The organism is Pantoea sp. JZ2, assembly GCF_035191405.1.
Lineage (GTDB): Bacteria > Pseudomonadota > Gammaproteobacteria > Enterobacterales > Enterobacteriaceae > Pantoea > Pantoea stewartii.
The window spans coordinates 1-26,831 of the sequence record NZ_CP045249.1 but is presented as its reverse complement, the minus strand read 5'-3'; the positions used below and the strand labels follow the sequence as shown (position 1 = coordinate 26,831).

The 26,831-nt window shown below is 49.6% G+C and carries 25 protein-coding genes and 4 pseudogenes; 14 read left to right on the top strand and 15 right to left on the bottom strand.

The window, feature by feature from the left end; all coding sequences use genetic code 11:
• Positions 1–253: 253 nt before the first annotated feature.
• The 5 genes from GC087_RS23915 to GC087_RS23895 are packed head-to-tail and all read right to left on the bottom strand — an operon-like array spanning position 254 to position 5,615.
• Positions 254–1,498, bottom strand: a complete 1,245-nt coding sequence (locus tag GC087_RS23915) for an MFS transporter (protein WP_205954693.1) — start codon at positions 1,496–1,498, stop codon at positions 254–256.
• A complete protein-coding gene (locus tag GC087_RS23910) occupies positions 1,491–2,393 on the bottom strand; it encodes a GNAT family N-acetyltransferase (RefSeq protein WP_205954694.1) in 903 nt (300 codons plus the stop codon). Before GC087_RS23910 ends, GC087_RS23915 begins: the two co-directional genes overlap by 8 nt.
• A complete protein-coding gene (locus GC087_RS23905) occupies positions 2,393–3,322 on the bottom strand; it encodes a JmjC domain-containing protein (protein ID WP_205954695.1) in 930 nt (309 codons plus the stop codon). The genes GC087_RS23910 and GC087_RS23905 overlap by 1 nt, the downstream gene beginning before the upstream one ends.
• Positions 3,319–4,488 (bottom strand): JmjC domain-containing protein, encoded by a 1,170-nt coding sequence (locus tag GC087_RS23900; protein ID WP_205954696.1) that lies wholly within the window; start codon positions 4,486–4,488, stop codon positions 3,319–3,321. The genes GC087_RS23905 and GC087_RS23900 overlap by 4 nt, the downstream gene beginning before the upstream one ends.
• A 17-nt stretch (positions 4,489–4,505) precedes the next feature.
• On the bottom strand, positions 4,506–5,615 hold the full coding sequence (locus tag GC087_RS23895) for an arginase family protein (RefSeq protein ID WP_324030772.1): 1,110 nt from the start codon (positions 5,613–5,615) through the stop codon (positions 4,506–4,508).
• A 413-nt stretch (positions 5,616–6,028) separates the two neighbouring features.
• Between GC087_RS23895 and GC087_RS23890 the strand changes: the two genes are divergently transcribed.
• The gene (locus GC087_RS23890; protein WP_155683843.1) at positions 6,029–6,202 is read left to right on the top strand and encodes a hypothetical protein; all 174 of its coding nucleotides are present in this window, start codon (positions 6,029–6,031) and stop codon (positions 6,200–6,202) included.
• Positions 6,203–6,362: 160 nt separating this feature from the next.
• On the opposite strand, the gene GC087_RS23885 is transcribed toward GC087_RS23890, so the two are convergent.
• Genes GC087_RS23885 through GC087_RS23875 form a run of 3 tightly spaced genes read right to left on the bottom strand, consistent with a single transcriptional unit; the run spans position 6,363 to position 9,023 of the window.
• A complete protein-coding gene (locus GC087_RS23885; protein ID WP_205954698.1) occupies positions 6,363–7,250 on the bottom strand; it encodes an EamA family transporter in 888 nt (295 codons plus the stop codon).
• Between the two features lie 22 nt (positions 7,251–7,272).
• Positions 7,273–7,890, bottom strand: coding sequence for a hypothetical protein (locus tag GC087_RS23880; RefSeq protein WP_226374881.1), 618 nt, complete (start codon positions 7,888–7,890; stop codon positions 7,273–7,275).
• The gene (locus tag GC087_RS23875; protein WP_205954700.1) at positions 7,890–9,023 is read right to left on the bottom strand and encodes an NAD(P)/FAD-dependent oxidoreductase; all 1,134 of its coding nucleotides are present in this window, start codon (positions 9,021–9,023) and stop codon (positions 7,890–7,892) included. Before GC087_RS23875 ends, GC087_RS23880 begins: the two co-directional genes overlap by 1 nt.
• Before the next feature lie 509 nt (positions 9,024–9,532).
• Here GC087_RS23875 and GC087_RS23870 point away from each other — a divergent pair.
• The 5 genes and pseudogenes from GC087_RS23870 to GC087_RS23850 all read left to right on the top strand — a co-directional run bounded on the left by GC087_RS23870 (position 9,533) and on the right by GC087_RS23850 (position 11,924).
• Positions 9,533–9,790: a hypothetical protein gene (locus GC087_RS23870; protein ID WP_205954701.1), complete on the top strand. Its 258-nt coding sequence runs from the start codon at positions 9,533–9,535 to the stop codon at positions 9,788–9,790.
• Between the two features lie 39 nt (positions 9,791–9,829).
• On the top strand, positions 9,830–10,177 hold the full coding sequence (locus GC087_RS23865) for a hypothetical protein (RefSeq protein WP_205954702.1): 348 nt from the start codon (positions 9,830–9,832) through the stop codon (positions 10,175–10,177).
• Between the two features lie 21 nt (positions 10,178–10,198).
• Positions 10,199–10,814, top strand: a pseudogene (locus GC087_RS23860) (recombinase family protein).
• 40 nt (positions 10,815–10,854) lie between these two features.
• Positions 10,855–11,403 (top strand): hypothetical protein, encoded by a 549-nt coding sequence (locus GC087_RS23855; RefSeq protein WP_205954704.1) that lies wholly within the window; start codon positions 10,855–10,857, stop codon positions 11,401–11,403.
• Positions 11,404–11,438: 35 nt separating this feature from the next.
• Positions 11,439–11,924 carry a hypothetical protein gene (locus tag GC087_RS23850; protein WP_205954705.1) on the top strand — a complete coding sequence of 162 codons (486 nt, stop codon included), beginning with the start codon at positions 11,439–11,441 and terminating at the stop codon, positions 11,922–11,924.
• Between the two features lie 121 nt (positions 11,925–12,045).
• Here the strand turns inward: GC087_RS23850 and GC087_RS23845 are convergent, their stop codons facing one another.
• On the bottom strand, positions 12,046–13,344 hold the full coding sequence (locus GC087_RS23845) for a DUF1173 family protein (protein WP_205954706.1): 1,299 nt from the start codon (positions 13,342–13,344) through the stop codon (positions 12,046–12,048).
• 54 nt (positions 13,345–13,398) lie between these two features.
• A complete protein-coding gene (locus GC087_RS23840; RefSeq protein WP_324030771.1) occupies positions 13,399–13,923 on the bottom strand; it encodes a phospholipase D family nuclease in 525 nt (174 codons plus the stop codon).
• Between the two features lie 161 nt (positions 13,924–14,084).
• On the opposite strand from GC087_RS23840, the gene GC087_RS23835 reads away from it, so the two are divergent.
• Positions 14,085–14,705 (top strand): hypothetical protein, encoded by a 621-nt coding sequence (locus tag GC087_RS23835; RefSeq protein ID WP_205954708.1) that lies wholly within the window; start codon positions 14,085–14,087, stop codon positions 14,703–14,705.
• 96 nt (positions 14,706–14,801) lie between these two features.
• The gene (locus GC087_RS23830) at positions 14,802–15,116 is read left to right on the top strand and encodes a hypothetical protein (protein WP_205954709.1); all 315 of its coding nucleotides are present in this window, start codon (positions 14,802–14,804) and stop codon (positions 15,114–15,116) included.
• Here GC087_RS23830 and GC087_RS23825 read toward each other — a convergent pair.
• Positions 15,113–15,928 carry a DUF4225 domain-containing protein gene (locus GC087_RS23825; RefSeq protein WP_324030770.1) on the bottom strand — a complete coding sequence of 272 codons (816 nt, stop codon included), beginning with the start codon at positions 15,926–15,928 and terminating at the stop codon, positions 15,113–15,115. The genes GC087_RS23830 and GC087_RS23825 overlap by 4 nt on opposite strands.
• 56 nt (positions 15,929–15,984) lie before the next feature.
• Positions 15,985–16,226, bottom strand: a pseudogene (locus tag GC087_RS23820) (DNA polymerase III subunit theta).
• A 60-nt stretch (positions 16,227–16,286) separates the two neighbouring features.
• Here GC087_RS23820 and GC087_RS23815 point away from each other — a divergent pair.
• The 6 genes and pseudogenes from GC087_RS23815 (at position 16,287) to GC087_RS23790 (ending at position 23,959) form a co-directional block, all read left to right on the top strand.
• Positions 16,287–16,879: pseudogene (locus GC087_RS23815) on the top strand (SOS response-associated peptidase family protein).
• 51 nt (positions 16,880–16,930) lie between these two features.
• Positions 16,931–17,134, top strand: a complete 204-nt coding sequence (locus GC087_RS23810; protein WP_058708755.1) for an Hha/YmoA family nucleoid-associated regulatory protein — start codon at positions 16,931–16,933, stop codon at positions 17,132–17,134.
• Positions 17,135–17,511: 377 nt separating this feature from the next.
• Entirely contained in the window at positions 17,512–18,378 is an 867-nt protein-coding gene (locus GC087_RS23805; protein WP_205957591.1) for a RepB family plasmid replication initiator protein, read from the top strand.
• A 1,249-nt stretch (positions 18,379–19,627) separates the two neighbouring features.
• Positions 19,628–20,836 (top strand): AAA family ATPase, encoded by a 1,209-nt coding sequence (locus GC087_RS23800; protein ID WP_205954711.1) that lies wholly within the window; start codon positions 19,628–19,630, stop codon positions 20,834–20,836.
• Positions 20,833–21,822: a ParB family protein gene (locus tag GC087_RS23795; protein WP_205954712.1), complete on the top strand. Its 990-nt coding sequence runs from the start codon at positions 20,833–20,835 to the stop codon at positions 21,820–21,822. Before GC087_RS23800 ends, GC087_RS23795 begins: the two co-directional genes overlap by 4 nt.
• A gap of 581 nt (positions 21,823–22,403) precedes the next feature.
• A pseudogene (locus GC087_RS23790) lies at positions 22,404–23,959 on the top strand (ATP-dependent nuclease).
• A gap of 649 nt (positions 23,960–24,608) precedes the next feature.
• On the opposite strand, the gene GC087_RS23785 reads toward GC087_RS23790, so the two are convergent.
• The 3 genes from GC087_RS23785 to GC087_RS23775 form a co-directional block, all read right to left on the bottom strand.
• Positions 24,609–24,827, bottom strand: coding sequence for a hypothetical protein (locus GC087_RS23785; protein ID WP_205954714.1), 219 nt, complete (start codon positions 24,825–24,827; stop codon positions 24,609–24,611).
• 391 nt (positions 24,828–25,218) lie between these two features.
• Positions 25,219–25,602, bottom strand: a complete 384-nt coding sequence (locus tag GC087_RS23780; RefSeq protein ID WP_324030769.1) for a resolvase — start codon at positions 25,600–25,602, stop codon at positions 25,219–25,221.
• Positions 25,603–26,126: 524 nt separating this feature from the next.
• On the bottom strand, positions 26,127–26,831 hold the full coding sequence (locus GC087_RS23775) for an IS6 family transposase (RefSeq protein WP_210523066.1): 705 nt from the start codon (positions 26,829–26,831) through the stop codon (positions 26,127–26,129).

Sequence of the window (26,831 nt, the reverse complement as noted above, 5' to 3'; positions counted from 1 at the left end):
TTGATGAAGCCTTAATATAAGGAACTGAGCGGTGAGCTTTGGTACCGATAACAACCCGTTAGTCGTCGACGGAAAGGGAGCAGGGAACCAGCGTTTACATACGAAAACCGCCCGTGATATTGCACACCGATAACACCAATCCCGGCAGAAAAGAATCAGTACTCCTGTGCTCAATGAATTCTCTCTGTCAGCCCGTTGACGGGCTCTGCACAGTGTAAAGGCCCGGTAATCCCGGTGCAGGGCCTTCCCGGCTTTAATCCATCGGCGCAGCGGAATTCTCCATTTCGCAACGGGCTGCATTTTTTTTCAAGTAAAGATAAATATTAAGGGCAAGCAGAAGAAAAAGCAGGACGGTATCAGCAGATAAAACCCAGGCAATTTCACCGGACTGCAACGCTGTACCTATAGTGGTCATCCCGAAGAATGTCACCACTGAACGCGGAACGCGGAATGCGGCCATGGTCTGGCCATATTCACCTTCATGACTTGCAGCCCTGACCTGACCGGCAATAAAAATTGACCACCATACTCCCGTGAGTTCAAGACAGAGGGCAAGAGAGGGAAGAAACCACGGCTTTTTGTCGTAGTCCCAGAAAGTAAGTAAGACCGCTCCCGAAAAAATAACTAAAAAGGTGCACAGAAAAAAACGCCACCGGAAGTTAACCGTAGTTTTCCCCACCGAGCGGGGATAAAACCACGAAGCCAGGCTGTCAAGAACGCCGCTGATCGCGCCCAGAATAAAAACAGCAGCGAAAGGTGTGGTACCTAATGAAAATGCAATCACGTCAAAATTGGTATTAAACGACGTCTCCGTAAACGCCATCATGCACATAGCCAGCGCAAGAAACCAGTTTCGTTTCAGGCACCGGAAAGCCTGACGATAGATACCGGAGAAATCTTTTTTTTCCGTATCAGGGACAGCCTCCTCCGGACCGGCGCAGCTCTTACCGCGGATCAGGGGAAGAAGAGTAAGGGCCGAAAGGAGGAAACAGCCGGCGGCCACACTGAAAAACAGGGAGGGTGAATAGCGGTCATAAAGGGCGGCAAGCACCAGTCCGGTGACGAAAACGGCGATCCCGCTGATATATGACGCCACGGCCACACTCGTTTCATAATCCCTGTGAAGTTCAGGCAGCAGATACTGATTAACGATAATCGTCGCAAAATTTATGGTGAGAGAAAGGGATATAACCAGTACAGGTGTGACTACGAGACTGAAATGCGACTGGTTTCCGAAAGCGAAAACCAGAAAGCCACAACACACCTGCGCAGTCATCAGCCAGAAGAACCGGTGACGGCTCCTGTCGATGAGCCGCCCGGCCAGAGGCCCCCACGCCAGGCTTGAGAGCGCAGTTGAACCTATCAGTACTGAAATAAAAAGGGGGTCGGTTTTGATTTTAACCAGATAAAAGGAAAAAAAACCCAGATAAAGGCAGAAGCCGAGTGTGGACAACAGTATGAAAAGACACAGCGTAAGCTGCCGGAAGCTCTTAATCATGCACATCTTCCCTACCCAGAAAAGCATACTCCATCACCCGCTTTCTCCCGGCACGCTCAGCGGCGCGTATTGAAGGATGGTTACTGCTTTCAATGGTTCCCCATAGCGATGCCGGTGTGCGGGGCGTGCTGAGAAAAGAAAGTAAGGCCTGTTGTGCAGAACCCGCAACGTGCTTTCCGCGAAAGCGCGGAATGACGATCTCTTCGGTGATCCACAGTCCTGATATAAACGCCCTGCGTCCGTTCTCACAGATGATAAAACCGGCATGCGTCCCTTCATAAACTATGATGAACAGGCTTCCATCCTTAATGGCGTCGCGAATGTCTTCTTCATCTGCAGGAAACACCTTATCTTTAAGGAAAGGATAGCGGGAATACGTCCCTGCATAGGCAAGTTCCAGAGCCTGAAGGCACCACTCAGCTGACTGTGGGCAGGCACGCTCAATGCTGACAGTCTGGCCGCTGATAACCGCTTCATTTCTTTCATGCATGCTTTCGCCGACATAGAAAAACTGATCGGCACAACCACGCGTATCCTCAGACACGGGCCGGAGAAGGCGGACTGAAAGTGCGCCCATGGGATGCCATACGTCCAGTATTGAGGCCATTGCCCGCCGGGTCAGAGGAGCAGAGCTGGCGACCAGATCAATGAACGGCTTCTTCAAATCGCCGCCTCTGTATCGTGGTCCGGTGAGGTAGTCATTACCGTCGCAGGAAACGATTTTCTGAAGAAAAAAATCCTGAGGCAGGCCGGTCTCAAGGAAAGGAAAGTTTGATGAAAAATTGCTGTCCTCACACCAGAGCAGCTGTTCATCAATATAGTCTTTCATGCCGTTCCTGAGTAACCCGGAGTCAACAGGCAGCCTGCTGAACTGCTCAACCATGTAATCAAGCATTAACTTGTTCCTTTTATTTCCACGGGGATGCCTGTTTTATAGAAAGAAAGAATGAGGTTGATGACGTCTTTTCTGTCAGCTCCGGGGCGTGAAGAGAAACTGCTGAGGCTCCGGCGTTCAAAGATGTGATGAAAGACTTCTTTCGTTAATTCAAGGACATTTTCCCTGTAAGTGAACCGGATGTAAGAATCCTCCTCATCCAATAAAACATCCTGCCCCGTATGCAGTGCCGGTTCAGCCCCCCCGAGCAGATTGCCCATACTCCGGAAAAATGTCACCGCTGAGACATCGCCAGGGTGATCTCCTGCAGACGCGGGTTCGGGGAAAGCAGGGAAAGAGGACACCCCGTAAACGAGGCCCACCGTCAGGTGCAGCGACTGGTGCCCGTCTTCCGTTACCGGGTCATGAAGCGTCCCTTTACGGACGAAGAGAATATCGCCTGCTTTTAGCGTGATGTCTTCGTGTTCAAACCTCCATTTTTTCTTACCCGCGAGCTGCACGATGACCACATCATGGTCATCAGTGTGGGCACCGGCACCGGTGCTGTCAGCGGGCGACCAGTAAATATTGTAGTGTGAAAGGATCCCTTTTTTATCAGCCAGATAAGTGTACAGAGAAAAGTATTCCGGCATCCTTTTCTCGAGGTGGTTGAATACGATGGTCCGCTTACGAAGCAGCATAAGGGCCATCGTGTAAAATCCCAGTATTCCGTCAGTACACGTCTCACTGGCAGGATAGTAGACATCACCACAGCAGAGCAATTTGATGTCTTTTTCAGGATGGCGGATCCCGCGAAAAAGATGGTGAAGTGAGTAATTAAATAAAGCCTCCGAGAAGGAGGCATTTCCCTCTGACAATACGTAGTCCTTTTTAAAAGGTTCAGTGTCTGTCAGCAGAGCCGTCAGCTCATTCACAGGAAAGGTAATCATACCAGCACTCCGGTGCGGATCAGTTGCGTGATAACCTTATTGAAAACACCTTCCGCGTCAGTATCACGGAATTCATAGCTGAAGCCAGGTCTGGCCATCTCATTTTTAAGATCAAACAGCTTGTCCGCCACTTCATTTCTGACTAAAAAATCTTTTCCACGGAGGTATATCCGCGTTGAGCCGCCTTCCGTTTCCCCGAAGACGATGTCACCATGATATTGATAAGTCCTTTTACCGGTCATTCGGTCGGGTGAAGTATATTTGAAATAACTGTTACTTTTAAGCCGGTTTAATAGCCGTGCCAGACCTTTGTATGCAATACCATCAAGGCTGTTTTTTCCAGAGTCAGGAGGGATAACGGCTGTAATAACATCCTTAACGTCAGCCTCGGCCCTCAGAGGCAGAGTGATATACGGATCCTCGGTATTATGGACAGCCAGGAAATCTGACAAAAAAGACGTCAGTAATTGTGATCTTTTCATTTCATAAGGAGCAATACCCAGCGTGACGGAAAATTCGGGATTTTCCAGAACATGATACCAGTTCTGAGGAATAAACAGTGCATCCCCCGGGCGCAGAGTGACCTCCGTCGCCCATGAGAGGGTTTCCTTCAGATTAAAGGAGTCAGACTTCACCACCGGCGCAATGTCTTTTATGGCCGGATCCCACACCCATGCTTTTTTGATTCCGGGGCCGAGGTGGTAAAGAAATGTATGCTCCTGATCTTTGTGAATACCAAATGGTGTCAGGCTGTATCGCCCCATAAAGCTGTAAACATCAATCCCCTGGCTCGGAATACCGTATTTCTCAACCCATTCTTTATTAAAATCCCGGTTAATCTTCTGTGCCAGAGAGTCGGACCATCCGTTAAGCCCGTTAATAACGGCACAAAAGCTGGAGGCACCGGTTATTCGCGCAAGCCATTCACTGAGGCTCTCGTCTTCGCGAGGGGGATGATTTGACACACTGTAACCAAAGTCATCACGGGTGCCATTATTAATAAAGACACGGGCATTGAGCAGGCTTTCTGAAATACTTCTTCTTTTACGGATAATATGCTCTATATCGGCAAGCAGCGCGCCAGGATCCGTCAGAACTCCCGACTGATGGTAGAATTCATTGATATTAAATTCTGTCAGGTGACCGGTTAACATGCTTACACACATCTTTACCTCCTGATTTATCAGCTGATAATGAGAGAAATTATTTTATCCAGCAAGGTCATTTCATGGTTAAACGGATTTCCTTTCTTATCAAAACCACAGGTGAATTCCATGATATCGGCACCCACGACGGAAAGGCATGAATTCTTAATCAGGCTCAGAACATCCGTTATATTTTCCTCGTTCATCCCCTCATCCAATGGCGTCGTGACGTGCGGAAAAACATCAGGATCCATCACGTCTGCATCAAAACTTATATAGACATTTTTCCCCTCGATTAACGACGCAAGCCTTATTTTATCGTCGGTGCTCATCACTGCACTGAACTGAGTAATGGATGAAGACTTAAGATAATCCATTGAATATCTGATTTTTTTCTCTCTGATACCAATCTGTATCACTGACCTGATTGCGTTATCAGCAATGAGTTTTGAAACAAAATTTGCATGGTAAAGAGGCGCGTTTGACTTATCCGTGCTGGTATTGATATCGGAATGTGCATCCAGTTGTATCAGCACGAGTTCAGGGATAAACCGCGCGGTTTCTGCCACTGAAAAATAAGTCAGCGAGTGATCGCCACCGAACATCATCGCTTTATTGTTTTTCGCTCTGATTTTGGCGACAACATGCTGAATTTTCTCCCCGAAACTGTATATATTATCAGTTGTACTGTAAGCGACGTCGCCAACATCCCTCATTTCAGCGTGGTTCCGTCCTAATTTACGGTAAATGTAGGGGCCATGCGCCGGCGATCTGGGGGGATCTAATGCAAAATCTGCCGGGGCACCAAAAAAGCACCACTGATCCTGCATGGTGTCAGGTATGGATAATGCCGTCTTTTGCATTCGCGCAGGGTTATACAAAATGCCGTCTTTTAGTAACTCATCGTCCTTCCGGGAGATCAATATATCGTTAAAGTACAAAAGTGAAGTAATTTCCTTAAGCTGCACATTGTCCGTTGAAAGCAGGTCTTTAAAGTTTATGTTCTGTTCTGTTATTTTCCTTAAAAGCTGATACAGCTTACCACTGACCGTCACACTGACTCTTCTCTCATTAAGCGTGAGCTCAACCTTATCACCTTCTTCGTTAATAACCGTATTTCTGTTAATAACGATATCATCTTCATGCATATTTCACCCCCCGCCATGAATAAAAAATAATTACCTCATATTCAGGTAATTTCAATATCCTTTTCCAGACGATTCAACTTTTCTCAAAAAAAATAATCAATAACCTCATGATTATCTTATTAAATTACATCTGAAAAAAAACATAGCTATCCCAACTTAATAGTTTATATCTATCAATTTTGTTCAGGTTAAATTGGTTTTATTATTAATAATAAAAGGAAAATTTTTTTTAAACTTCATTTTTATACTATTCAACTGAAGATAAAAGAAATTTATCCTTGCGCACTTTGTTTACGCTGTTAAATAAGTTTTTTTCATAACTTTATGAGTTGACTTTCATTCTGGCCCAATACAAGAATTCTTCTGCCAGGCATTGCTGGCAGTTTGACCAACTTTAAATATTGGAGGTATGTATGTCCTTGAATAAATATGGTGAGTCACAAAAAGATAATCTGGATAAGATCGCGGCTGAGCTGTCAGCTTTCAGCCACGATGATGTCATTGTGGAAGTGAAAAAAGACAGTAACAATCACATCGACATCGGTGGTGGTGGATTAGGGCGTGATCGCCGCGATACCGGTCACTGATGAAAAAGAGGAGCAGCCTGTCGGCTGCTCCTTTACTGATTCACAAGGCTTTGCTGGCTTAGTTCAGAAAATTACCATTACTGATACCCGCTCAGGAAATTCACTTACAGCACCCGGAAAAATTGCTCCTCCTGTCTGTGACAAGATTCTTTGCATAGTTTCAAATTTTCACTATCAGTAACAGGGTAGACATCACTATAAGAGAGATGATAACCAGTTTTCTCCGGAAATTCTTCTCTCCGATGAATAATGCGGACAGAATGAAACCCACCACAAGGCTCATTCTCCTGAATACCGAAAGATATGTCACATTAGCATCGGGGTCTGTGATTGCAAAAAAATAGATGAGTTCCGCAATAACCCATGAAAAACCAACCAGGGGAATGTACAGGCTCCACATGCAACGCAGGCTGCTCCGCCCAAGCCGGATAAACGCAAAGAGAAACGCTGCAGCGAAGATAAACCGGTAAAGTGAAGAATAAGCCTGAATGGTATAAGCCGATATATCGAGATTATGAACGATATATTTGTCAAAAACGGTTGTTAATGAGGAAAGTATGGTTGCAAGAAGCATCATGGCCACGGGGAGACTGCGTAGCGTGTTGATCCCTTCCTTTTTGCCTGTCTGTGATAACCCGTAATAACAGAGCACGGAAACGAGTACCGCTGTGAACTGCAGGGGGGACAGGAACTCGCCGAAAACCACGCTGCCGCCCGCAAGCGTCCATAACGGCCCTGAGGCCCTGACGGAACCTGAAAAGGACATCGGCAACTCTCTTACAGAGAAATAAGCGAAAACCCAAGACAGGGTCATCATCAGACTCTTTACCAGAATAGGCCACTGTTCTGCAAAACGAACAGGACCTATTTTCAGCTGCGGGCTCAACGCCTGTACCTGAGGCAAAAATACGGGCAGCCACAGCAGAGCGCCAAAAAAAGAACTGTAGAAAACTACCTGAAACAGACCATTCCCTGACATGGCCTTTTTTGTCCAGAAATCATAAAAACCCAGAATAACGCCGGCTGAAACACCGTAATAAATCCACATGTTCGATCGGTCCTTCAGCCTGTCAGGCCTTTTTCACTGGGTGATAAACTGACTGCAGTTCAATTCCGCTCTCTTCAAAGCGTCCGGCGCCGTTGATGACGCGGCCTCGGGGTATGTTAAGGTTTCGGGCTGTACCATATCCCTTCAGCAGCCCGGCTCTTTCATCAGGTGAAGGCTCATGCCAGTCACCGCCGCTTTCGAGTGTGCAGCTGTCAACGGTAATCTGCCCCAGAATCTGACTTCCGGACTGAAGGTCGGAGACGCCAAAAACTGACGCGCCCCCCTGATAACGGCCGTGGTTACCTATTTTTACAACGGCACCGGTTCTGTTAGCCTTAACGGTGAAGCCACCTTCACCAAACTGGTTTTCTGACCCAATGAAAACCGGTCCGGCCGAGGCATCGATCGATGTATTGCTGTAGAAGGTGTTGGAATCTCCTATCTCAAGGGTATTTCCGTTTTTGCCAGCAAGAATTACGTTAGGGAAGAAAATGTTTCCCTTCCCGATTTTTATGTCCTTGTATATAAGTGTCGAGAAGGGATCGTAAATAATATTCCCGGCTTCACACAATCCACCGAGTTCGTCGAGCGTCAGAAATCCACTGTCTTTTCTCATACGGTTAAAAATAGTAATGTCCATCACGCAATTTTCTCCAGCACACGAAACTCATCACAGGGACGCATAGCAACAGAAGCGTTATCTATTGCGCCATGAAGATAGGCGACCAGCTTGTCAGTTAAAAACGGGGCTTCCGTCATTTTTCCGGGTAAGGCGAGTATATGGCCTGGCACCGGCTCTGCGATGGCAACGTTAAGTGAACGGTTGCAGTTCAGGGATGTCTGCAGATCCACTTTGACGCAGGCTATACTTACAGAATTCCGACTGTCCCAGCCGGGAAATATTGAAGCGATGCCCCTTTTTATATTTTCAGCTCTTTCATGAATCACCTCATAATCTGCACATGGCGACAGTAAAGCGTCTTCATTGAAACCCACAATGCTGTGGTCGCCGTGATGCATCATCGCAGCCTGATGCGGGTCCAGATAAAAAACGCCTTCTGCACAGAGCCTTGGTGTGATGATGAGATGACTTTTCCAGTACCTGATAGGAATGGCGAGGTCATGATGTCTGGTAAATAAATCCCTGGCCCCGGTACCGGAAGAGTAAACGATGCGCTGACCAGCTATTGTGGCTTTGTCACCCGAAAGACTTTCGAGGTGAAGTGTCTGGCCCTCAATCGCGGTAATCTCATGCCCCAGATAGAATACGCATCCTGCTTTCTGAGCAGCACTGATCAGCTTTCTGTAGAGTAAGCGGGTGTTCAGGCTGACGTCGTCGACCGCAAAAATAGCTTTCGTCTCAGTAAAATCGGCTTCAGGAACCAGGCTGCGCGCTTTTGACAACGTCAGCGGGGTAAAGGACACGCCGGCTTCATTCCAGCGGGAAATAACCTCATCCACTCGTGATTCGTCCTTTAATAACGCGAGAGGCCGCTTGTCAATATCCTCCAGGGCTTCCGGGGCAAACTCACGTATGTATTCGTGTCCATAAATACATCGCTTAGCCACCTGCACAGCCTCCTGCCTGTTTTTAATCGAGGTCGCGTGATAAGTCCCCTTATGGAGCCAGCCTTCATTGCGTGTGGACGGGCCTGCTGCGAACACAGGTTTGTTTTCAACCAGCGCCACAGATAGGCCAATATTACAGAGCTTATAGGCAGACATCAGTCCGGCAATACCCCCGCCGATAAGAACAACATCGTAACTGTTCATTTTATTTTATCCTTTTTTGGTGAAGCGCTATTTTTATGAACATATTGTTATTTTTCTATTTAATTTTTAACAGACTTTAAAAAAAATCACTTTCAGAAATTAGCAAGCAAACGAAAAAAACCTAACCTTATGATTAAAATGAAAAATAATAAAAAACACATTGCAATTAAATATTCATTAAAATTAAACAATAATGAAACATTAACAAAAAAATAAAAGTTTAGTCTGAGTTAACTCATAATATCAGATCGCCATGCTTACAGAACCTGACATTTCAAGACCAAATAAATTGAAATAATTAATTTTCTGGAAATATGAGCGCCAGAAAAACCCTAAAATTGATGTCAACCCTGAAAAGCGGAAGAAAAAGCTTCTGCAGATTTTCAGTCCGTCAAATCTATTTAATTTCATCGCCAGCAGGATTTCAGATACAGCTTTGATAAAAAAAAGGCCATCACAGGTATACTCAAACTGACCGTCACAAGACCTTAATAAAAAAGGGGTGATGCATGCCGGTGAGAAAAACGAAAACTTTTTCGGGAAGGGTCGAACGCGTTGTACATGTGGTCACTGTCAATGGGGTTAACCTGATGCTGTACGGGGTTCTGCTTTCAGGGGAGCCGGAATGGTTGCGCATCTGCACGACTGAGATTAAACACGCTGAAAAAATCGCATTTCTCAGCCCGGATGCCCACGTTGAAATCAGGGTACGCGATGACATAAATATCCAGGGGACGACGTACAGGGAATTTCACTTCCTCAGTTAACATTGTTTGCCTGCACTGAAAACATTCCCGGAGGTCACAGTGAAGCCCTTCAGCCTTTTAGTAAACCATCCACTGGATGAAACCTATCTCAGTCCTCCGGGGGAAACCTACACGGAAGGTGAACTCCCTGAAGAGGAGAAAGAGGTGCGTCATGCGCTTACAGCCATGTACGTTCTGACAAGCCGCCTGATAAACATCAGCTTATGGGACCGTCTGTCCAGGCCCCGTAAATACTCGTCAGCCTGCTGTTCGGCGGCAGAGGCGCAGCGGAAGCTGATGGCGCTCGTGAACAGTACGCCCTCACACAAAGCCGCGCTGAGGCGCATTGTGAGCGTCATGCCTGAAGACAACGGCGGCCGCGAAGCGCTCAGCGATTATTTACGTTAAGAGGAACGGACCGTTAAACCCATGCAGATTGCACGCATTTATCTTCGCGTCAGCACCGATGAACAGGAACTGACACGGCAGAACAGCATTATTGAGGATGCACGGGGCAGGGGCCGGCGTCTATAAAGAGAAGGCTTCAGGTGCCAGGGCAGACCGGCCTGAACTCCAGCGCATGATTGCCGACCTGCAGCCCGGGGAGGTGGTCGTGGCTGAGAAGATTGACCGCATCAGCCGTCTTCCGCTTACGGAAGCCGAGCAGCTGATTGGCTCGATAAAGGCTAAGGGGGCAAAGCTGGCCATCCCCGGCATAGTGGATTTATCCGAGCTGGCCATAAGCCAGGACGGCGTGGCCAGAATCGTGCTTGAGTCCGTCCAGGACATGCTGCTTAAGGTCGCACTTCAGACGGCGCGTGACGACTACGAAACCCGAAGGGAACGACAGCGGCAGGGCGTTGAGCTGGCAAAGGCGTCAGGTAAGTACCAAGGGCGAAGGCCAGACAATAAAACGCATGAGCGCATTATTGCGCTTCGTGAATCCGGCATGACGATTGAACGGACCGCCACCCTGGCAGGCTGCAGCATAAGCCAGGTAAAACGCATCTGGTCGATATACAAGGCAGATAAGTCCGGTCAGTAGTTAAACATAAATCAGGTTGCATTGCAGAGAGGGGACAGAAATGACCATTTTGCCAGGCAGTGCGTTTGTGGCCATGCTGATTATCTGTATTTATATGATGCGGAAAATCAGGCAACAGTCTTCCAGAATAAACCAGCTGGAGTCCGCTATTCGGGGTGAAAGTACCGGGAAAAAAATTCCTTATGAATCGTTATCACTTCTGGACAGTCTGAGGCGGCAGGCGAACCAGTGGAACAGTTCAGAAGACAACCCCGAACTGTTAACAATACGTCCAGCCTTCATTGAACGCCTGGATGATTACCTTTCAGGCATTTTTGGCGCAGTACCTGAACTCAACGACAGTAATGCGGTAACGCCTGTGACTGAACCTCGCCCGCTTTATGCCTCACTGTATATGACTCATTCTGTGATGATCTGGTTTGAGTCACATCCCGTCAGCTTCCCCGTGGCCAGTCGTGAGCAGGCAGAACGTGTCGCAGCAGCGCTACGGTCAAAGGGCATCGAGGCCCGAAATACAAGCATCAGGCAGACCGGGCCCGTCAAGCGCGGACGGTTTACTGACTGCTTTACCGTCAGGCAGCGCGTCTGACTGTTCAGACATTGGCACTTAACAAGGACATCACGATGGGTACTTATATTCGCACCTGCGCTGAAACACGCACCACTGACGGGTGGCAGCCCGTAGGCTACGGCGCTTTTCCCCCTGCTGCCCGGCACGATGACAGTGACGACCATGAAGCCCCTGCATACAGCGAGCCATTCATGTATCAGGATTATCGCATGTTTGGCCTGTTTGCCGATGTGAGGAACTACAGCCAGTGTCAGGTGCTTGCTGAACCCCGGGGTTTCCCGGATGATATTTCTGAGGAAGCCCTGCGGCATCTGGTGCCCGAAGTATGGCAACTGGAAAGCGGCTGGGGCTGGGGTGAACCACCACCGGCCAGCGTTGCCGAACGGATCGCCCGTTCGGAAGCGTCATGCTACGGCTCTTCCTGGCTGAGCGCAGCTGAGCTGACGACATTTGATTATGGCCAGCGCTTTATCGATCAGCGCACCACACCGCCGCATGAAACCACCTACCGTGCGTTTCTGGGTGAACGGTATTTTTAGCACCTCGATGCGCTGAAGGCACTGAGTGCGAAAGATGAGGTGCGTATACTGTTCCGTTTCGTGGATTAGGACGCACCCGAGCGCCTTCATATCCCGGGAAACCACAGCTGCGTTGTCAGTGTTACGGAAATGCCGGCATGTCTGACCTGTCAGCAGCATTCCAGTACCACCAGTTACCCGGTCCGTATTCCCTGTCGTAATGGGCCGTTTTCACCTGCTTACGCTGCAGGTACTCAGGCGTGTTCATCCCGAAGACCTCCATGGGCAGCGCGTCCACGCCGGAAACGTCCTTCAGCACAAAGTCCGGAAACACGTCTTCCTCGCCGTCGTAGCGCAGCGGCTTGATGAAGGCGCGCTTTTCCTGCCACAGCCGGTCTTCGACCATTCCCTCATAGCCCGAATCCAGCGGAATAAAGCGGGGGCTGACCGTCATCAGCGCCACGTCGATGACGGTGCTGCAGCTGAACGGCCGGTTGCGCCCGTCTGTGTGCCTGAACGTCGTTTCAGGCGGCTCTGTCTCCGCGATGACGACGACCTTCATGCCCCGTCTCCAGTCGCCCAGCTCGCGGCCAAAGCTCCTCTCCAGGCGCAGGCGCACGTCCTCCGGCAGAATCAGGTCAGGGAAGCCGAAAAAAAGCCCCAGAGGCAGCGTGGTCTGCAGACGGGCTTCAGCAGCCTCATTCCAGCAGGCCAGCACGGATACCAAGATGAGCCGCCTTTTGTTCTTTCCGGCCGCTCTCAGGTGTTCCCGGTTGGCCACGACCTGCGGCGTTCCCTTCATGGCCATGAGCAGCAGCGACTCCTCCAGTGGCACGCGGCCGACCCGTATCCGGCCTGCAGTCTGCTGCAGGCGCCAGCTCACCCAGCCGGGTGTGCGCTTCTTTTTGTCGAAGGCGGGGTGCCAGACGTTGATGCCGGACTGTTCCCACAGCAGGTGAAGCAGCCCCAGCAGGCGCATCGAGGGGCGGCGTTTACGCTTCACAGGTTCATCACCGGGCTCGTTCTCAGCCGGTTTGACCTCTGACGGGGCCTTTTTCTGCAGGCCGGTGGGCAGCCTGACCACGATGGTGCCGTCGGCTGTGGTGCGGACCGCATCGCCCTGATAAATCTCCGCCTGGCGTTCGTCTGACCACACCGAATAAAACCGGCAGTCCGGCTTGTGTTCGTTACCTGTAAAGGCATATGAAGAGAGCCAGCAGCGTTCAGTCTCCTGAGAATAATGCACCTTCAGACGGCGCTTTACAGGGTCAGTCTCTGCCGGCAGGCAGCTGCAGGTAACCACCGTGGTTTTCTTGTTGTCGCGGGCGTGCTTCAGCCAGCGCTGCCAGGTCCCGGTTTCCTCCTGCTGGAAGGCTTCACTGGCGTCCCGCTCACCGCGCTGTCCACGGAAATGCACCGCGTAGGTTTTCTTTCTGGCCATGCCCGTTCCCCCCGTCCGGAATTACGTTTCGCAGCCGCACCGGACATCACGCATTTATTTATCCTGACACGTCACCGGCGTGGATTCATTCCACAGTCTTTCGAATTCTGCGTTATATTCAGCAGCAACTGCTTTATTATCAAAAACTGCCAGCGCATTTTCCGCATTGCGCTTTTCAGCCGATGAGGTGTAATTAAACGATCCGGTTTCCGTATTCACTCCGTCGGCCACAATAAACTTGTTGTGCATGATGCTGTAGCGGTCGTCCGTGCGGACCGGCACCCCGCTGCAGGCCAGCAGGGAGACCAGCGAATGGCGGTCGTGGCTGACCTTTTCATCCGCAACCAGCCGGACCGCCACGCCGCGCTGCGACTGGCTTATCAGCGCATCTGCGACGGGCCGGCTGGTAAATTCGTAGGCCGCGACGTCCAGCGTTTTCCCTGCCCCAGCGATGACATTCAGGATAAGGCGCTGCGCGCTTCCGACCGGCGAGAAACCCACGGCAATGTTGTCTCCTGCGGACGCAGAAACGCTGAATACGACAGACAAAATAAATAAACTTCCCCGCTTAAGTTTCATTATTTATTATTTTCCTGACAGGAAATCAGAATGGTATTATGCCCCCGTTCAGTCGCGGAATAACAGCGCACAGACACCGTAAATATTATTTTAATACAGCAGGCATTCTCGCTCTGAGATTCATTCTGCGTCAGAACGTAAAAGGGGTGGCCGTGTTATACATGACGTTGTGTCTTTTCCTGCTGGTGATGAGCCTGCATGAACTCTTCTGCCTCCGTAACGCCGCCACAGAAGTAAATGCCGGCACCGTTCTCCTGGCATCCGCCATCATTCTGCTTCCCCTGACGCTGGCTGCACCGGTTCTGGCAGGGTTCTGGGCGGCCGGAAATGACATCACACAGCACACCCTGGACGAGGTGGCCATAACGGCCCAGTGGACGGGCGTGGCCGGGGCGGCGTTCCTGAGCGGCCTGTATTTCATGCTGGCCCGGCGCGCCGGCAGGCGTTTCTGGTACACCGGTGCTTTCATTGCCTCGGCGCTGCTGGCGTTTATATTCTCCAACAGTCTGTGGTTTGTGTCACAGAAAGACGCCGCCATCGCGTCGCCCGTGCTGCTGGGAGAGGGTGAGGAAGACTGCGACGCGCCGGCCGTACTCGTTCGCTATCACCCGGATGCGCCGTCTGACTGGCGCTGTCCCACCGGTATAGTGCTGATGGGCGAATCCTCGCATCCTTTCCTGCCCTGGCCGGACTACCGGCAGGGCAGAAGCCGTCAGATGAGTGATAATATCAGCGACCTGATAAAGCATGCGCAGGAGAAATCGGAAAAGAAGGCCGGATGATATGCCGTCGTCACCCGGCAAGGATTGCCGGGTTACAGATGCTGTCATAATCTGTTATATACATCAGTCAGTCAGACTAATGTCAGGATTCAGGAAATGAATGTCAGCGATGAAGCCCTGCTGAAATCGGGTATCAGCCAGGCAGATTTAAGCAGAATAAAACACAACGTGTCGGTACACGGGGGCACGCTGGAGGAAGCTGTAGAAAGCCTTGCAAACCGCTTCCGGGCTCTGACATGGGTTATCACGTTCAGCCTGCTGGTGATGGCGGCCCTGCTAGTATTCAGCTCCCCCGTCAAAATTATTGCAGGTGGGGTGTCATTTCTGATCGTGATTGCAATAGTGCTCTCTGCTCAGCCCGTAACGCTTGCCTGGAAATGCTGGCGTCACCGGAGAGCTTACCGTCGTTAATTATCCTGGGACCTGGCTGTTTCAACGAGATCAACAACAACTTTGCCTCTGACCCCGTAGCTGACAATTTTAAGCGCCAGTTTTGGCCGGCTCATTGACTCCAGCTTGTTTCTGAAATCACTTCTTAACCAGCGAAAAAGCCGCCAGGACTCTGGTTTCCTCGTCAGTCCTACCAGGCCATAAATATTGGCCGTCAGTGAAACAGCATTATAGGCCGCCAGACCGTATTCGGGTCTGAATCCCATAAAACTGGCTATATCAGTTGAGGCATCAGCAATGATGCCTTCGGAAGGGCCGTAGGACGTATGGTTAATAATCTCTTTAGATATGCTGTTAAACCCATCAATCATGATGATCGCGCCAGCTACAACAGCAACAGGTGTCATAGTGGCCAGCAGAACAAAGCCGCCGTAAACCGTCAGGCCGTTCAGTACCAGATTGACGGCAGACACGGCATAGCCCACGATCCTGTTATTCTCCCTGATAAACTCCACTTTTGCATAAAGCTTCGCGGCCTGAGTGCGCAGCATTCTGGCCTGATACAGAAGGCTGTCGTTCTCTGCCCGAAGATTTTTGAAACAGGCCATGCATTCTTCATCGGTTTTTGCCTGACGGGCTAGGGCGAACTGAGCTTCGATAACGTCTCTGATTTCCTGAACGAACTGAATGCGGGAGAGCCCGTGTTTCAGATGGCTGGCAGCGACAATATTAGCCGTGTCGGCAAGCCTCCTGGCTTCGAGGTTAACCATCGTCTCTGCCCAGGCCTGATTCCGGCCGCCTGAGCGCATCATTGAAAGAAGGGCTGCATCCATTTTATTTCTCCGGGGCTAACAGAAAATATCCAAGAACTGAATCCCAAATATACAGATTAATCCTTTGGCTCTTTCTGATAAATAGGATCGTTTCCACCCGGCAGCTTCAGCGAAAGATGACGGTAATACGCCAGCCTCTCTCTGAAGTAGTCTCTCAGGTCTTCAGGCTGCTGATGCTCAACCCGGGCAGGAATGACAGGCAGGTTGAGTCTCTCCCGGTAAGCGCCCCCTGACGCGGCCAAGTTCACATTAACTTTTCCCGTTCGGTCCTTTCTCGGGCGGCCAGATTATGTGACATGGTAACTCCTCCTGACATCAGTATACCGCAATGTCCTTATTAATAACGACGGAGGTCATTATGTGTGGACTTTTTGCGCAGTACAGCTGTAGAGACGAGTATTTTGAAGCCGCAGGCATCTTACCGGAAGAACTGCCTTTCGACAGTGAACCCTTGGGGCGGTACAACATTGCGCCGGGAACGCGCGAGATGCTGCTGAATTAGCGGGAAGGGCAGCTTCATTTTGAGCCGGTATTCTGGGGCTACAGGCCGGACTTGTCGCCAGAGGGGAAACGACCGCCTTCGGCAGAATGTTTAAGCCGCTGTGGCAGCACGGAACGGCAGGGCAGTCGTGCCGACGAATGGCTGGTATGAATGGGCCCGGACGGATGACGGCTAGCAGCCGTATATTATTTATCACCGCTCACGGTAGCCGCTTTTCTTCGCGGCGATCGGCAAAGCGCCCTTTGGTCAGGATAATGGCCATGAGGGATTTGTCATCGTGACGGCCGAAAGTAATCAGGGAATGGCTGAGCGAATACACCAGTGCAGAAAGAGCTAGCGAAATAGCGTATGAGTGTGCTCTGCCAGAAGACGACTTTGAATGGTACAAAGTGGATAATGCAGTAGGAAACACACATAACCAGGGAAAGGTGCTGACAGAGCTGGTATGAATGGTTGTGTATACATACCGGCAGTAACTTTGATCAATTTACTGGGTAAAAATGAATAAAACTGACTGGCTCATGAAATTTCGCCGCTGCCGTTCAGCGGAGACGCTTGAAACAGTGTATGAACATTTGATGTATTCAGACCACACTGACGAACAATATGAAATCACCCGTGCCTATGATCACCGTAAGGCTGAACTGGCAACCGGGAAGCTCTATGATCGTGTTCCCGCCCATGTCTGGAAATTCGTTGAGTGATCCCGCCATAGATGCTTTTCAACAGAAACTGGCTCAACGAATACAAATTTTTTGTGTTCGTTGAGCCAGTTGAACAAGCCGGAGGCGCGTTAGTAGAGACGATCGTTTATCCACATGTGCACAGGCTCGATCCAATAAATATTCCAGTAAGATCCTTATAGCTCCAAATAGATCCCGCTATCTCTCAGGCCTTGTGGTGACTGACTTCAAGCCAATTCTAGATGTGTGCTGGTGGGATAAACATGTGTGCTGGCGGGATAAACATGTGTGCTGGTGGGCTGGTAATGTGTGCTGTTGGGATGTAATGTGTGTGCTGTTGGGATAGAGATGATCTTTACTCACAGTAAGATCCTGTGACTAGTAAGTGAGATAATTATATGAAAGATGAGTCATTTATCGGTGATGCACTTTACAGTGACATGGTCAGTAAAGACAAACAACTCACAGTTAATTCCAATAACACCGTTCAGCCTGTAGCACTTATGCGCCTCGGTGTTTTTGTACCCAAACCCACGAAGTCTCAGGGCGAAAACAATGTTGTGGATGCATCTGAATTATTCTCTCAGTTAGAGATAGCACGGGCCGAGGGATACGATCACATTAACATTTCTGGGCCACGTCTTAATATGGACAGCGATTTTAAGGCCTGGATTGGGGTTATTTATGCATTCAGTAAATATGGTCTGGCATCAAACAAGATCGAACTGAAGTTTACTGAGTTTGCCAAAGGGTGTGGATTTTCTGCTAAACGAATTGACGCCCGTCTACGGCTTACCATTCACGAGTCCTTGGGAAAATTACGTAATAAATCAATCTCTTTTAAGCGCGGCAGTGATGCGAGGGGAAGTTATCAGACAGGCCTTCTGAAGACGGGTTATTTTGATGCTGAAAGAGATATTGTTCAGCTGGAGGCTGATGAAAAACTATGGGAGTTGTTCCAGTTAGACTACAGAGTCCTTTTGCAGCACCACGCCATCAAAGCACTTCCAAAGAAGGAAGCCGCTCAGGCGATCTATACTTTTATTGAAAGTCTTCCTGCCAACCCGATTCCTGTCAGCTTCTCAAGACTGCGCGAGCGCCTTTCTCTTAGCAGTTCTGTCAGTGAACAGAACCGTACGATTAAAAAGGCGCTTGAGCAGTTACAGAACATCGGTTATCTGGAGTTTTCGCTCGTTCGTAAAGCCCGCGAAAACTTTGTTATTATTCATAAACGTAACCCCAAGCTGAAACCTTCCGACATTTAAGTGTGTGCTGTTGGGATAAATACGTGTTCGTCAAGGTTGTGTCCTGCACTGAAGAAACGTCCCGGCCGATGAACCCGCCAGCACACATACTCAGCGGTTTTTGTGAATACCCGCCTGTCACCACACATGTTCATTTCCTTATGGTTAGTTAGCACCTGCCAGCACACATTTTCGCACTTTACGCACAGAATTGTTACCCGTCAGCACACACATCAGTACCGGTTGCTTTATTTTTATCTTTCACCCGGGCAACTTGATGGTTCTGTAGCCCGCCAGCACACATGTACTCGTGTTTAAAATGCATGTGAGGTACCCGCCAGCACACACAATGGCATCTCAGGGCGTTATTTACACCCGCTAGCACACACATTTTTCTGTCCTAAACCCGTCAGCACACACCGAGCATTGGATTACTTCGCCTGTCGCCCGTCAGCGCACACTTTCAGTTTCAATTCCGTTGATTCTGCAGCCGCGTATTTCTGAGCAGAGAGCGGAACCGTCCCTCCAGCACACATATTTAGCTGATTTGTTAAGAAATGGTTTGCCCGGCATATAGTTATTGTCCTGCCAGGTAATGTCTGGCTGTGCCGATGCCGCTAAAAGAAAGGATGCTGGTCATTCCGCCTGCTCATGTGTACAAAAAGGTCTCCCGCCAGGACACACATTTGTTTATTACTTATCCATCTCCCCTCCGGCGAACATTTTCGGGGGGGGGGGGAATATAACATCCCTTCAGCACACATCTTCATCTGACAGGTTAACGTAACAGCCAACAAGCCTTCGAAGACTCATGGGATTTTGAATCAGATTTTCAGCCGTATGGTATCTTTTTCATAAATTCATCAGACCTGAGTCAGGTAATGAAGTTAACGTTTATTGCGGACGGTGTAATGAACGTAATTTTAATCACGTGAACGCAGGTCTGATAAATGACATAGCATACGCCTTCCACTGGGCTTCACAGACAACACACATGGGAATTTCAATCTGAAATATAATAATAAAAACATTTAAAATCAATAAAGTAAGCCACAATCAAGTCAGGGTAGGTGCTTCTCAGCTTGCATTCAACGGATTAAAGCTTTTTAGATTTTTTCCTTACCTGGATGATTTTTGAATGACAGACTAAAGAAAACTGTCAGTTGGCATATTTTCCGTTTGTACAACATTTTTATGATTTTACGAAATAAGTTGATCTGACGTTTTTCAGATGTACAATCAGTTTCAAAATTGACAACGGAACGGTTAAATGAAAAGTCATTACGGTGGCGTGGACGAGACGGCCCGCAGAGCGAGCGCGATGCTGCGCAGCATGAGCGACGATATTTCAGTCAGAAGGAATGAGTTTGGTCTTGATCAGTACTATCAGACGTTCACACGCAATTCCGTAGCTAATCTTCCCAAACTCAGCCGCCGTGCCGTTGAGCAGGCCATTGAAGAAATGGAATCGCAGGGACACGTCTTTGGCAAAAAAGATGCCGGTAACACACGGCATTATGCTCTGACCATCCAGGACGTTGTCGATATCTATGCTCACCGTAAAGTGCCTAAATATCGTGATGTGCACGCGGGGGGTGGGCCTTTTGTTATTTTTGTTGTGAACCTGAAAGGCGGGGTATCAAAAACCGTCAGTACGGTGACTCTGGCGCATGGCCTGCGGGTCCATCAGGATCTTCTTCAGCACGATCTTCGTATTCTGGTTGTTGATCTCGATCCTCAGGCCTCTAGTACCATGTTTCTCAGCCAGGAAAACAGCATTGGTTCCATAATGGAAACAGCTGCACAAGCAATGCTTAACGATCTGGATGCTGGCCAGCTCAGAGAGGACATCATTAAACCCACCATTATCCCCGGTGTTGATGTCATTCCAGCTTCTATTGACGATGGTTTTATTGCAAGTCAGTGGAATGATCTCGTCAGAGAGCATTTGCCTGACAGGCTTCCCTCTGAAGTGTTGCGCCGAACGATTATTGATCGTATCGGTTCTGATTACGATTTCATCTTTATTGATACAGGTCCTCACCTCGATGCCTTCATGTTAAATGCACTCGCCGCGAGCGATCTGCTGCTCACGCCCACACCGCCCGCGCAGGTCGATTTTCACTCCACCCTTAAGTACCTCACGAGGCTGCCTGAAATGATTGAGCAGCTTGAGGAAGAGGGCATCACGCCGCGGATAAAGGGAAATATTGGCTTCATGTCAAAAATGACCTCGAAGCGGGATCATGAAATGACACACGGCCTCGCCCGTGATGTTTTTACCTCTTACATTCTTGATGCGACATTGCCCAGGCTTGACGGGTTTGAACGCTGCGGCGAAAGCTTCGACACCATTGTGAGTGCTGATCCCAGTTCCTATCCGGGAAGTGCCGAGGCGCTCAAAAAAGCGAAGCGTGAGGCGGAGCGTTTCACTCAGGCCGTATTTAAAAGGATTGAATTCATCAGAGGTGTGAAATGAAAAAGGAAATGGTCAAACTGGGCCGGCAACTGGGTAATTCCAGTTTTTCAAAAATGATGAACGAGTCAGACAGCGAGCGTGTATTTACCCTCAAGTCCGGTGCTCAGGCCCGGTTTGTCCTGACCAAGATACTGCATGACGAAATCGAAACACAGACGTTCGTTGATGCCGCGGTAAACGGCCGTGACCAGGCATTTCTGACGCGCGAATCGGTCAGTGATATTTCCCGGACCATCCGGCTCCAGCAGTTCTTTCCAGCCATCGGACGTGAGGTTAATGGTCGAACAGAGATACTGGATGGTTCACGACGTCGTGCTGCTTGCATTTACAACGGAACCGCATTTGAGGTGCTGGTGACGCGTGATGCCTTGTCTCTTTCCGATGCCAGACAACTGGCCGTGGACATTCAGACAGCAAAAGAGCATACGCTGCGTGAACTCGGAAAACGTCTCAGACTCATGTATCCGGAAGATATGAATCAGTCAGAGATAGCCGCTGCAGAAGGGCTGTCTGCCGCCAAGGTAACCCGGGCTTTTCAGGCTGCCGCTGTGCCTGATGAAATTATCGCGGTTTTTCCCTCTGTCAGCGAGCTTTCCATCAGTGACTATCGGGCTCTGCTGGAAGTGAGTGATAAAGCACGAGCAAGACATATCACAACTGACACCTTAGTTAGTTGCGTCCGCAGCCGGATGGAAGAGGAAGCTTCTCATGATATTGATGATCCCGCTTATAAAAACCGGATAATCAGCTATTTTCGTGCTGAAAGTGAAGGTCCTCGTAAAACAGCGGGCAGCAAAAAAATCGTGACAGAGAAGCTGGCAGAGTTTACTGATAAAAAGCAGTTCGCCCGAAAAAAAACGGACGCTGATAAACGTCTTGTCACTTACGAGTTTTCCCGTCTATCTGCTGCCTGCCAAGCTGAGCTTGATGCCGCCGTCCGGAGCGTTATTGATCGCATGATGATTAAGTCTGTGAACGACCAGTGATCGGACTCTGCTGTTGATGCCTCTGTGAGAAAACATCAGGAATTCACAGTAATGTGCTACCCAGAATAATTTTATTTTAAGTAATTGATTTTAATAAATAAGTTACATTTATTTCAGCCTGAAATTCCCATCAAGTTCTATGTGGTAATGCCGACATTTAGTCGGCTCTCTGCCAGCTACCAGATAGCCGGGGTTATCAACAGGCAAAAGTACATTATGATGTGGATACTATCCCAGCTCGCCTGAGGTGCTGAAGAAACGGTTATTGTCGCTGATTTAAGACACACAGGCTGAATCTCCCTGCTCATTCAGAACCGAATACAGGCCAGCATCTCATCCATTTCTTTATTTCCTTCAGCTCTGTACAGTACATATCAAACCCGGCTGAGCATCAAATTATTGAAATCAGGTGTATTAAGAAAGGCGATAAGAATTGAACCCGGTTCATCCCGAATGCACAGTAAAAGCCTCAGTGATGACAGAAAGCAACAGAAGCTAACGGGCCTGATCCACTATCGGTGGAGTACAGATGTTCTGAGGGTTGCATATAATAACGTTCTGACTGGTTTGCAGGAGAAATGATACCCGTGATCACTCATCTTATGATAAGGAACTTCAGGAAATTTCACTCTCTTCAGCTGAATTTCCAGCGTGGCAAAAACTTGCTGATTGGTGACAATGAGTCGGGTAAAAGCTCGGTTCTGCTTGCGCTGGATCTTGACCGGAGTTGAAGCAGACACCGGGTAGAATGACTGGGCGTGGAATCACTGATTTCCAGTCAGGCTGTACTGGCGTTTCAGGCCGGTGTGCATCGCGCGGATTTACTGCCCGAACTAATTGCAGATGTTTTCCTCAGCGATACAGGTAATCCAGTTCTTAACGGACGGCAGAACCTTATACAGAGAGATGAAGACGGACTGAGAATGCATATTGCGCCAATGCTGGATGAGTATGGTCAGGACATAATGCACATTCTGGATCAGGACACGACAAATTCCCGTTTGAATATTATGCTGTGAAATTAATGACATTCTCAGATCGCCCTATACCGGCTTCAGCCAGTACGTTCATCATATGCTGCTGGACAGCGCCCGAATTGACAGCGATCCTGCCGCACAGGAGTATACCGGTACGCTCTACAGCGTTAACGTTCCTGTGGCTGAGAGATACAGGCTGGAGAATACTTGGCGTCAGCAGAAAACCTTCTTCATAAAGAGCAACTTTCCGCCATTAATGAGGGTCTCGAAACCTGCCAGTTCGGCATCCGTTCAGGCCCGCATTCGCGTCTCGAAGCTAGTCTGGATATTACAGAAGACGGTATTCCTGTTCGCAATCTCGGTAAAGGCAAACAGTGCTTAATTAAAACGGTGTTTGGCCTACGCCGACGCGAACAGCACAGAGCGCTTGATGCCCTTTTGTTAGAGGAACCGGAGAATCACCTCAGTCACGTGAACATGAAAAAGCTCGTGAACACGCTGGTACCCGATCGGCAGATGCAGCTTTTTGTGGCCACGCACAGCAGCCATATCCATCGCGCCTCGATCTTAGAAGTGCCATTTTGCTGGGAGAGCGACAGCCAGTGGATCAGCGGGACCTTTCCCAAGATACGGCACGTTTTTTCATGAAGGCCCCAGATAATAATGTGCTGGAATTCGCGCTGGCGCGGCGGGACATTCAGGTTGAAGGTGATGACGAATTCATTCTGACCGACGCGTTTTACCGCAATCTTACGGGCATAACGACAGAAGACGCTGGGGTGCAAATAATCGCTATCGGCGCGACAAGTTTCCGCCACTACCTTGAGCTGGCGCGTATTCAGGGCAACCGCGTTGCTGCGCTGAGTGACAATGACGGCGACTATCAACAGAGCTGTGTTGAGCGTTTTAACGACATGACCAGTCCGGAGAGGAGAGTATACGGGGATGAAGATGCCTCGCGATCCACCTTTGAAAGCTGTGTGTACCGCGATAATACTGAACTGTGCGAACGGCTTTTCGTTGGTACCCGGCGTCGGCTGAGCGTCCAGGAATACATGCTCGCCAATAAAGCCGTGGCCGCTTTTTGGCAGCTGGAGGCGAGAGCACGTATGACCATACCTGCATATATATCAGAGGCGATTGCGGGGATAAACGCGTAGTCTTCGCGGTTGCGGGTTCGGGTAAAACCCCGCTTCTCACAGAAAGTCTGCGTGAAGACAGTGGGCTCTTCTCCAGACACACACGAAATAACGAATTGCACCTGCGTGCCAGAGTCATTCAGCGTTTTGGTTTCATCCCGGACGGGATCGGTGTGATGACGTGGTTCTAGTTTCTTCATGGTTTCTGCTGCCGCTCCCTGCTGCAGCATAAGATGCAGATTCGCGGTCTCAGCTTTGCTACTCTTTTACTCAGGGTATTGCGTTCGCACCGGCTACATTTTCAGGATGCTGCCGGACGAGTCTGCCACCGACGTCTGTCCCTGCTACTGATGCACAGGATAATGATGGCAGACATCCGGGCACGGCTGAAACGGTACTTTGACCTGCTGTTAATCGATGAAGTACAGGACTTCGCCGGTCACGATTTTAACTTTTTCTTGAATTATGCAGCGCCGGTATTTCCGTACCGCTGGCCGGAGATTACTATCAGCACATATTTGACACCAGCCGGGACGGGAATATTAACGCCACATTACATGATAACATCACCCGTTACGAAAGCCGTTTCAAAGAGGCAGTTATTTTGCCAGACAGGGAAACCTTCAGCAAAACGTTGCGCTGCTCACTAACGGTATGTGAGTTTATCTCATTAGAGCTGCATATACCTGTCGAAGCACACGTATCCCGTCAGACCCGGATTGATACCGTGATTGATCATGAGTAGGATGCTGCGCTTTTCGCCGATAATGGCATCATCAAACTGTTTTACCGTGAGCATCACCGCTACGGCTGTTTTCCAATAAACTGGGGGGCCGGTAAAGCCCTCAACAATTTTAATGATGTCTGTATTGTGCTGGGCCGCACGCACTGGCCGTTTCTCACCCGCAACTGTCTGAGTGACCTGCCGCCGTCAACGCGAAACAAACTGTATATCACCTGCTCGCGCGCTCGTGGCAATATCTGATTTGTACCGTAAAAGCTTTTCCGGTCATTCAGAGAGTAAGATTTGCCTGCCACCGATCATAACCGTATTAACAGCCGACCGGCCTCATAGGCATCCATGGTGAACCGCACATCGAGCTGCCGCGTCACGTCCAGCGCAAAGACCCGCATATACCATTCGGTCGACTTCGTATCCTTATGGCCCATCAGGGTCTGAATGACCTTCTGCCCGGATATCCCAGAACCTTGCGCCGCGTTAGGTTGAACGGTCGCAAACTATTCCCTGAGCCGCTGAAAGAAGGCCGGATCGGTGAGCGTCACGGCCCGCGGCGACGGGACAGGCTGCTGACAGATTCCTCCAGCTTGCGCTGCTTGAGCGTGCGTAGCACCACAAACGGCGAGACGAGCGGAGCCGCGCTCAGCGGATCGTCCAATACAAAATCCCCCTGGGTCAGCGGCAATATTTCATTGAGCCGGCCGCCGGTGTTCCACTGCGTATCGATAAACAGGCGTTTGCGGAGATCGGTCACCTTTGACAGCAGCACGGTCACCTCAGGGGCGAGCAGATAACGCGGCATACCGGTGCCGTAGGCGGCCGCAAGGTTTCGCAGTGCGACCGCACTTTCATAGTCAAAATAGCGTGCAGCGCCTGAGCTGTTCACATTATGACCACTGGCGTCGCTGTGTAAAATCTGTGTCATTTAGCGGGGTAAAGTGCCCAAACTTTTAATCTCCGTTGTCTGCGGGTGTGGAACGTATTTTCGCTTATCTGTAAAGGGTTTTCGATGAGAATAAATCGATCCAAACAGGATCCTCGCCGGATCGGTTTTCCGGCTTTTCTCCTCTATACGGAGAATAACCTGGTGGGCAGCAAATAAAAAGCCGGTCCTCCGCGCCGTTTCGCGCACCGTCAGCGAGGTTAACCCTCTGTCGCTAAAGGGGAAAGTGAAAAAGGCGGGCAGGGCGGGGGCGTCCAGGCACTCTTGGTTGAATGCCTGGTGAGAAACAATATTTATATGTCCGGCTTTTATTAGCTTCCATGGAAGTGGGAAGATTGTGTAGAGGGCGAAAGATATTAGGCAGCATTCATGCCATTACTGATTTTAACTGTGTAAAGAATTAAGGGAGTAGAGTAGTGCATCATCATTAAGGGGGCTGTGTCTAGGAAAGAGGGCACTGTTGCAAAATTCGCGATAAGGTAGCCTTTGGTGTTACTGAAAGGCCCTTACATTTCAAAGACTCTGCTCACCAGACGCATCTCGCCCAGGGGATGGCCGAAATAAAATGATTCTGCCTGACCTTTGCGCAGCGCACGCATGACTTCGATTCCCTTTATCGTGGCGTAAGCCGTCTTCATTGATTTGAACCCCAGCGTGGCGCTGATTATCCTTTTCAGCTTGCCGTGGTCACATTCAATAACGTTGTTGTGGTGCTTTATCTGACGATGCTCAACATATGGCGGACATTTTCCTTCACGCTTTAACTGGGTCAGCGCCCGTCCGTATGTCGGGGCCTTGTCAGTGTTGATAATCCGCGGGACCTGCCACTTCTTCACGTTGTTTAATATCTTTCCCAGAAACCGGTATGCGGCTTTACTGTTACGGCGTGGCGAGAGGTAAAAATCAATCGTTCTGCTCCTGCTGTCGACGGCCCTGTACAGATACGCCCAACGACCATTGACCTTCACATACGTTTCATCAATGTGCCACGGGCAGAGATCGGAAGGGTTGCGCCAGTACCACCGCAGCCGCTTTTCCATTTCAGGCGCGAAACGTTGTACCCATCGGTAAATCGTGGTGTGGTCAACACTGACACCGCGTTCAGCCAGCATCTCCTGCAGTTCACGGTAGCTGATGCCGTATTTGCAGTACCAGCGAACCGCCCACAGGATGATGTAACGCTGAAAATGCCGGCCTTTGAATGGGGACAT

Coding starts and splice junctions, on each gene's coding strand:
- GC087_RS23915 (WP_205954693.1), bottom strand. CDS start 1,498: ATGATTAAGAGCTTCCGGCAGCTTACGCTGTGTCTTTTCATACTGTTG.
- GC087_RS23910 (WP_205954694.1), bottom strand. CDS start 2,393: ATGCTTGATTACATGGTTGAGCAGTTCAGCAGGCTGCCTGTTGACTCC.
- GC087_RS23905 (WP_205954695.1), bottom strand. CDS start 3,322: ATGATTACCTTTCCTGTGAATGAGCTGACGGCTCTGCTGACAGACACT.
- GC087_RS23900 (WP_205954696.1), bottom strand. CDS start 4,488: ATGTGTGTAAGCATGTTAACCGGTCACCTGACAGAATTTAATATCAAT.
- GC087_RS23895 (WP_324030772.1), bottom strand. CDS start 5,615: ATGCATGAAGATGATATCGTTATTAACAGAAATACGGTTATTAACGAA.
- GC087_RS23890 (WP_155683843.1), top strand. CDS start 6,029: ATGTCCTTGAATAAATATGGTGAGTCACAAAAAGATAATCTGGATAAG.
- GC087_RS23885 (WP_205954698.1), bottom strand. CDS start 7,250: ATGTGGATTTATTACGGTGTTTCAGCCGGCGTTATTCTGGGTTTTTAT.
- GC087_RS23880 (WP_226374881.1), bottom strand. CDS start 7,890: ATGGACATTACTATTTTTAACCGTATGAGAAAAGACAGTGGATTTCTG.
- GC087_RS23875 (WP_205954700.1), bottom strand. CDS start 9,023: ATGAACAGTTACGATGTTGTTCTTATCGGCGGGGGTATTGCCGGACTG.
- GC087_RS23870 (WP_205954701.1), top strand. CDS start 9,533: ATGCCGGTGAGAAAAACGAAAACTTTTTCGGGAAGGGTCGAACGCGTT.
- GC087_RS23855 (WP_205954704.1), top strand. CDS start 10,855: ATGACCATTTTGCCAGGCAGTGCGTTTGTGGCCATGCTGATTATCTGT.
- GC087_RS23850 (WP_205954705.1), top strand. CDS start 11,439: ATGGGTACTTATATTCGCACCTGCGCTGAAACACGCACCACTGACGGG.
- GC087_RS23845 (WP_205954706.1), bottom strand. CDS start 13,344: ATGGCCAGAAAGAAAACCTACGCGGTGCATTTCCGTGGACAGCGCGGT.
- GC087_RS23840 (WP_324030771.1), bottom strand. CDS start 13,923: ATGAAACTTAAGCGGGGAAGTTTATTTATTTTGTCTGTCGTATTCAGC.
- GC087_RS23835 (WP_205954708.1), top strand. CDS start 14,085: ATGACGTTGTGTCTTTTCCTGCTGGTGATGAGCCTGCATGAACTCTTC.
- GC087_RS23830 (WP_205954709.1), top strand. CDS start 14,802: ATGAATGTCAGCGATGAAGCCCTGCTGAAATCGGGTATCAGCCAGGCA.
- GC087_RS23825 (WP_324030770.1), bottom strand. CDS start 15,928: ATGGATGCAGCCCTTCTTTCAATGATGCGCTCAGGCGGCCGGAATCAG.
- GC087_RS23810 (WP_058708755.1), top strand. CDS start 16,931: ATGAATAAAACTGACTGGCTCATGAAATTTCGCCGCTGCCGTTCAGCG.
- GC087_RS23805 (WP_205957591.1), top strand. CDS start 17,512: ATGAAAGATGAGTCATTTATCGGTGATGCACTTTACAGTGACATGGTC.
- GC087_RS23800 (WP_205954711.1), top strand. CDS start 19,628: ATGAAAAGTCATTACGGTGGCGTGGACGAGACGGCCCGCAGAGCGAGC.
- GC087_RS23795 (WP_205954712.1), top strand. CDS start 20,833: ATGAAAAAGGAAATGGTCAAACTGGGCCGGCAACTGGGTAATTCCAGT.
- GC087_RS23780 (WP_324030769.1), bottom strand. CDS start 25,602: ATGACACAGATTTTACACAGCGACGCCAGTGGTCATAATGTGAACAGC.
- GC087_RS23775 (WP_210523066.1), bottom strand. CDS start 26,831: ATGTCCCCATTCAAAGGCCGGCATTTTCAGCGTTACATCATCCTGTGG.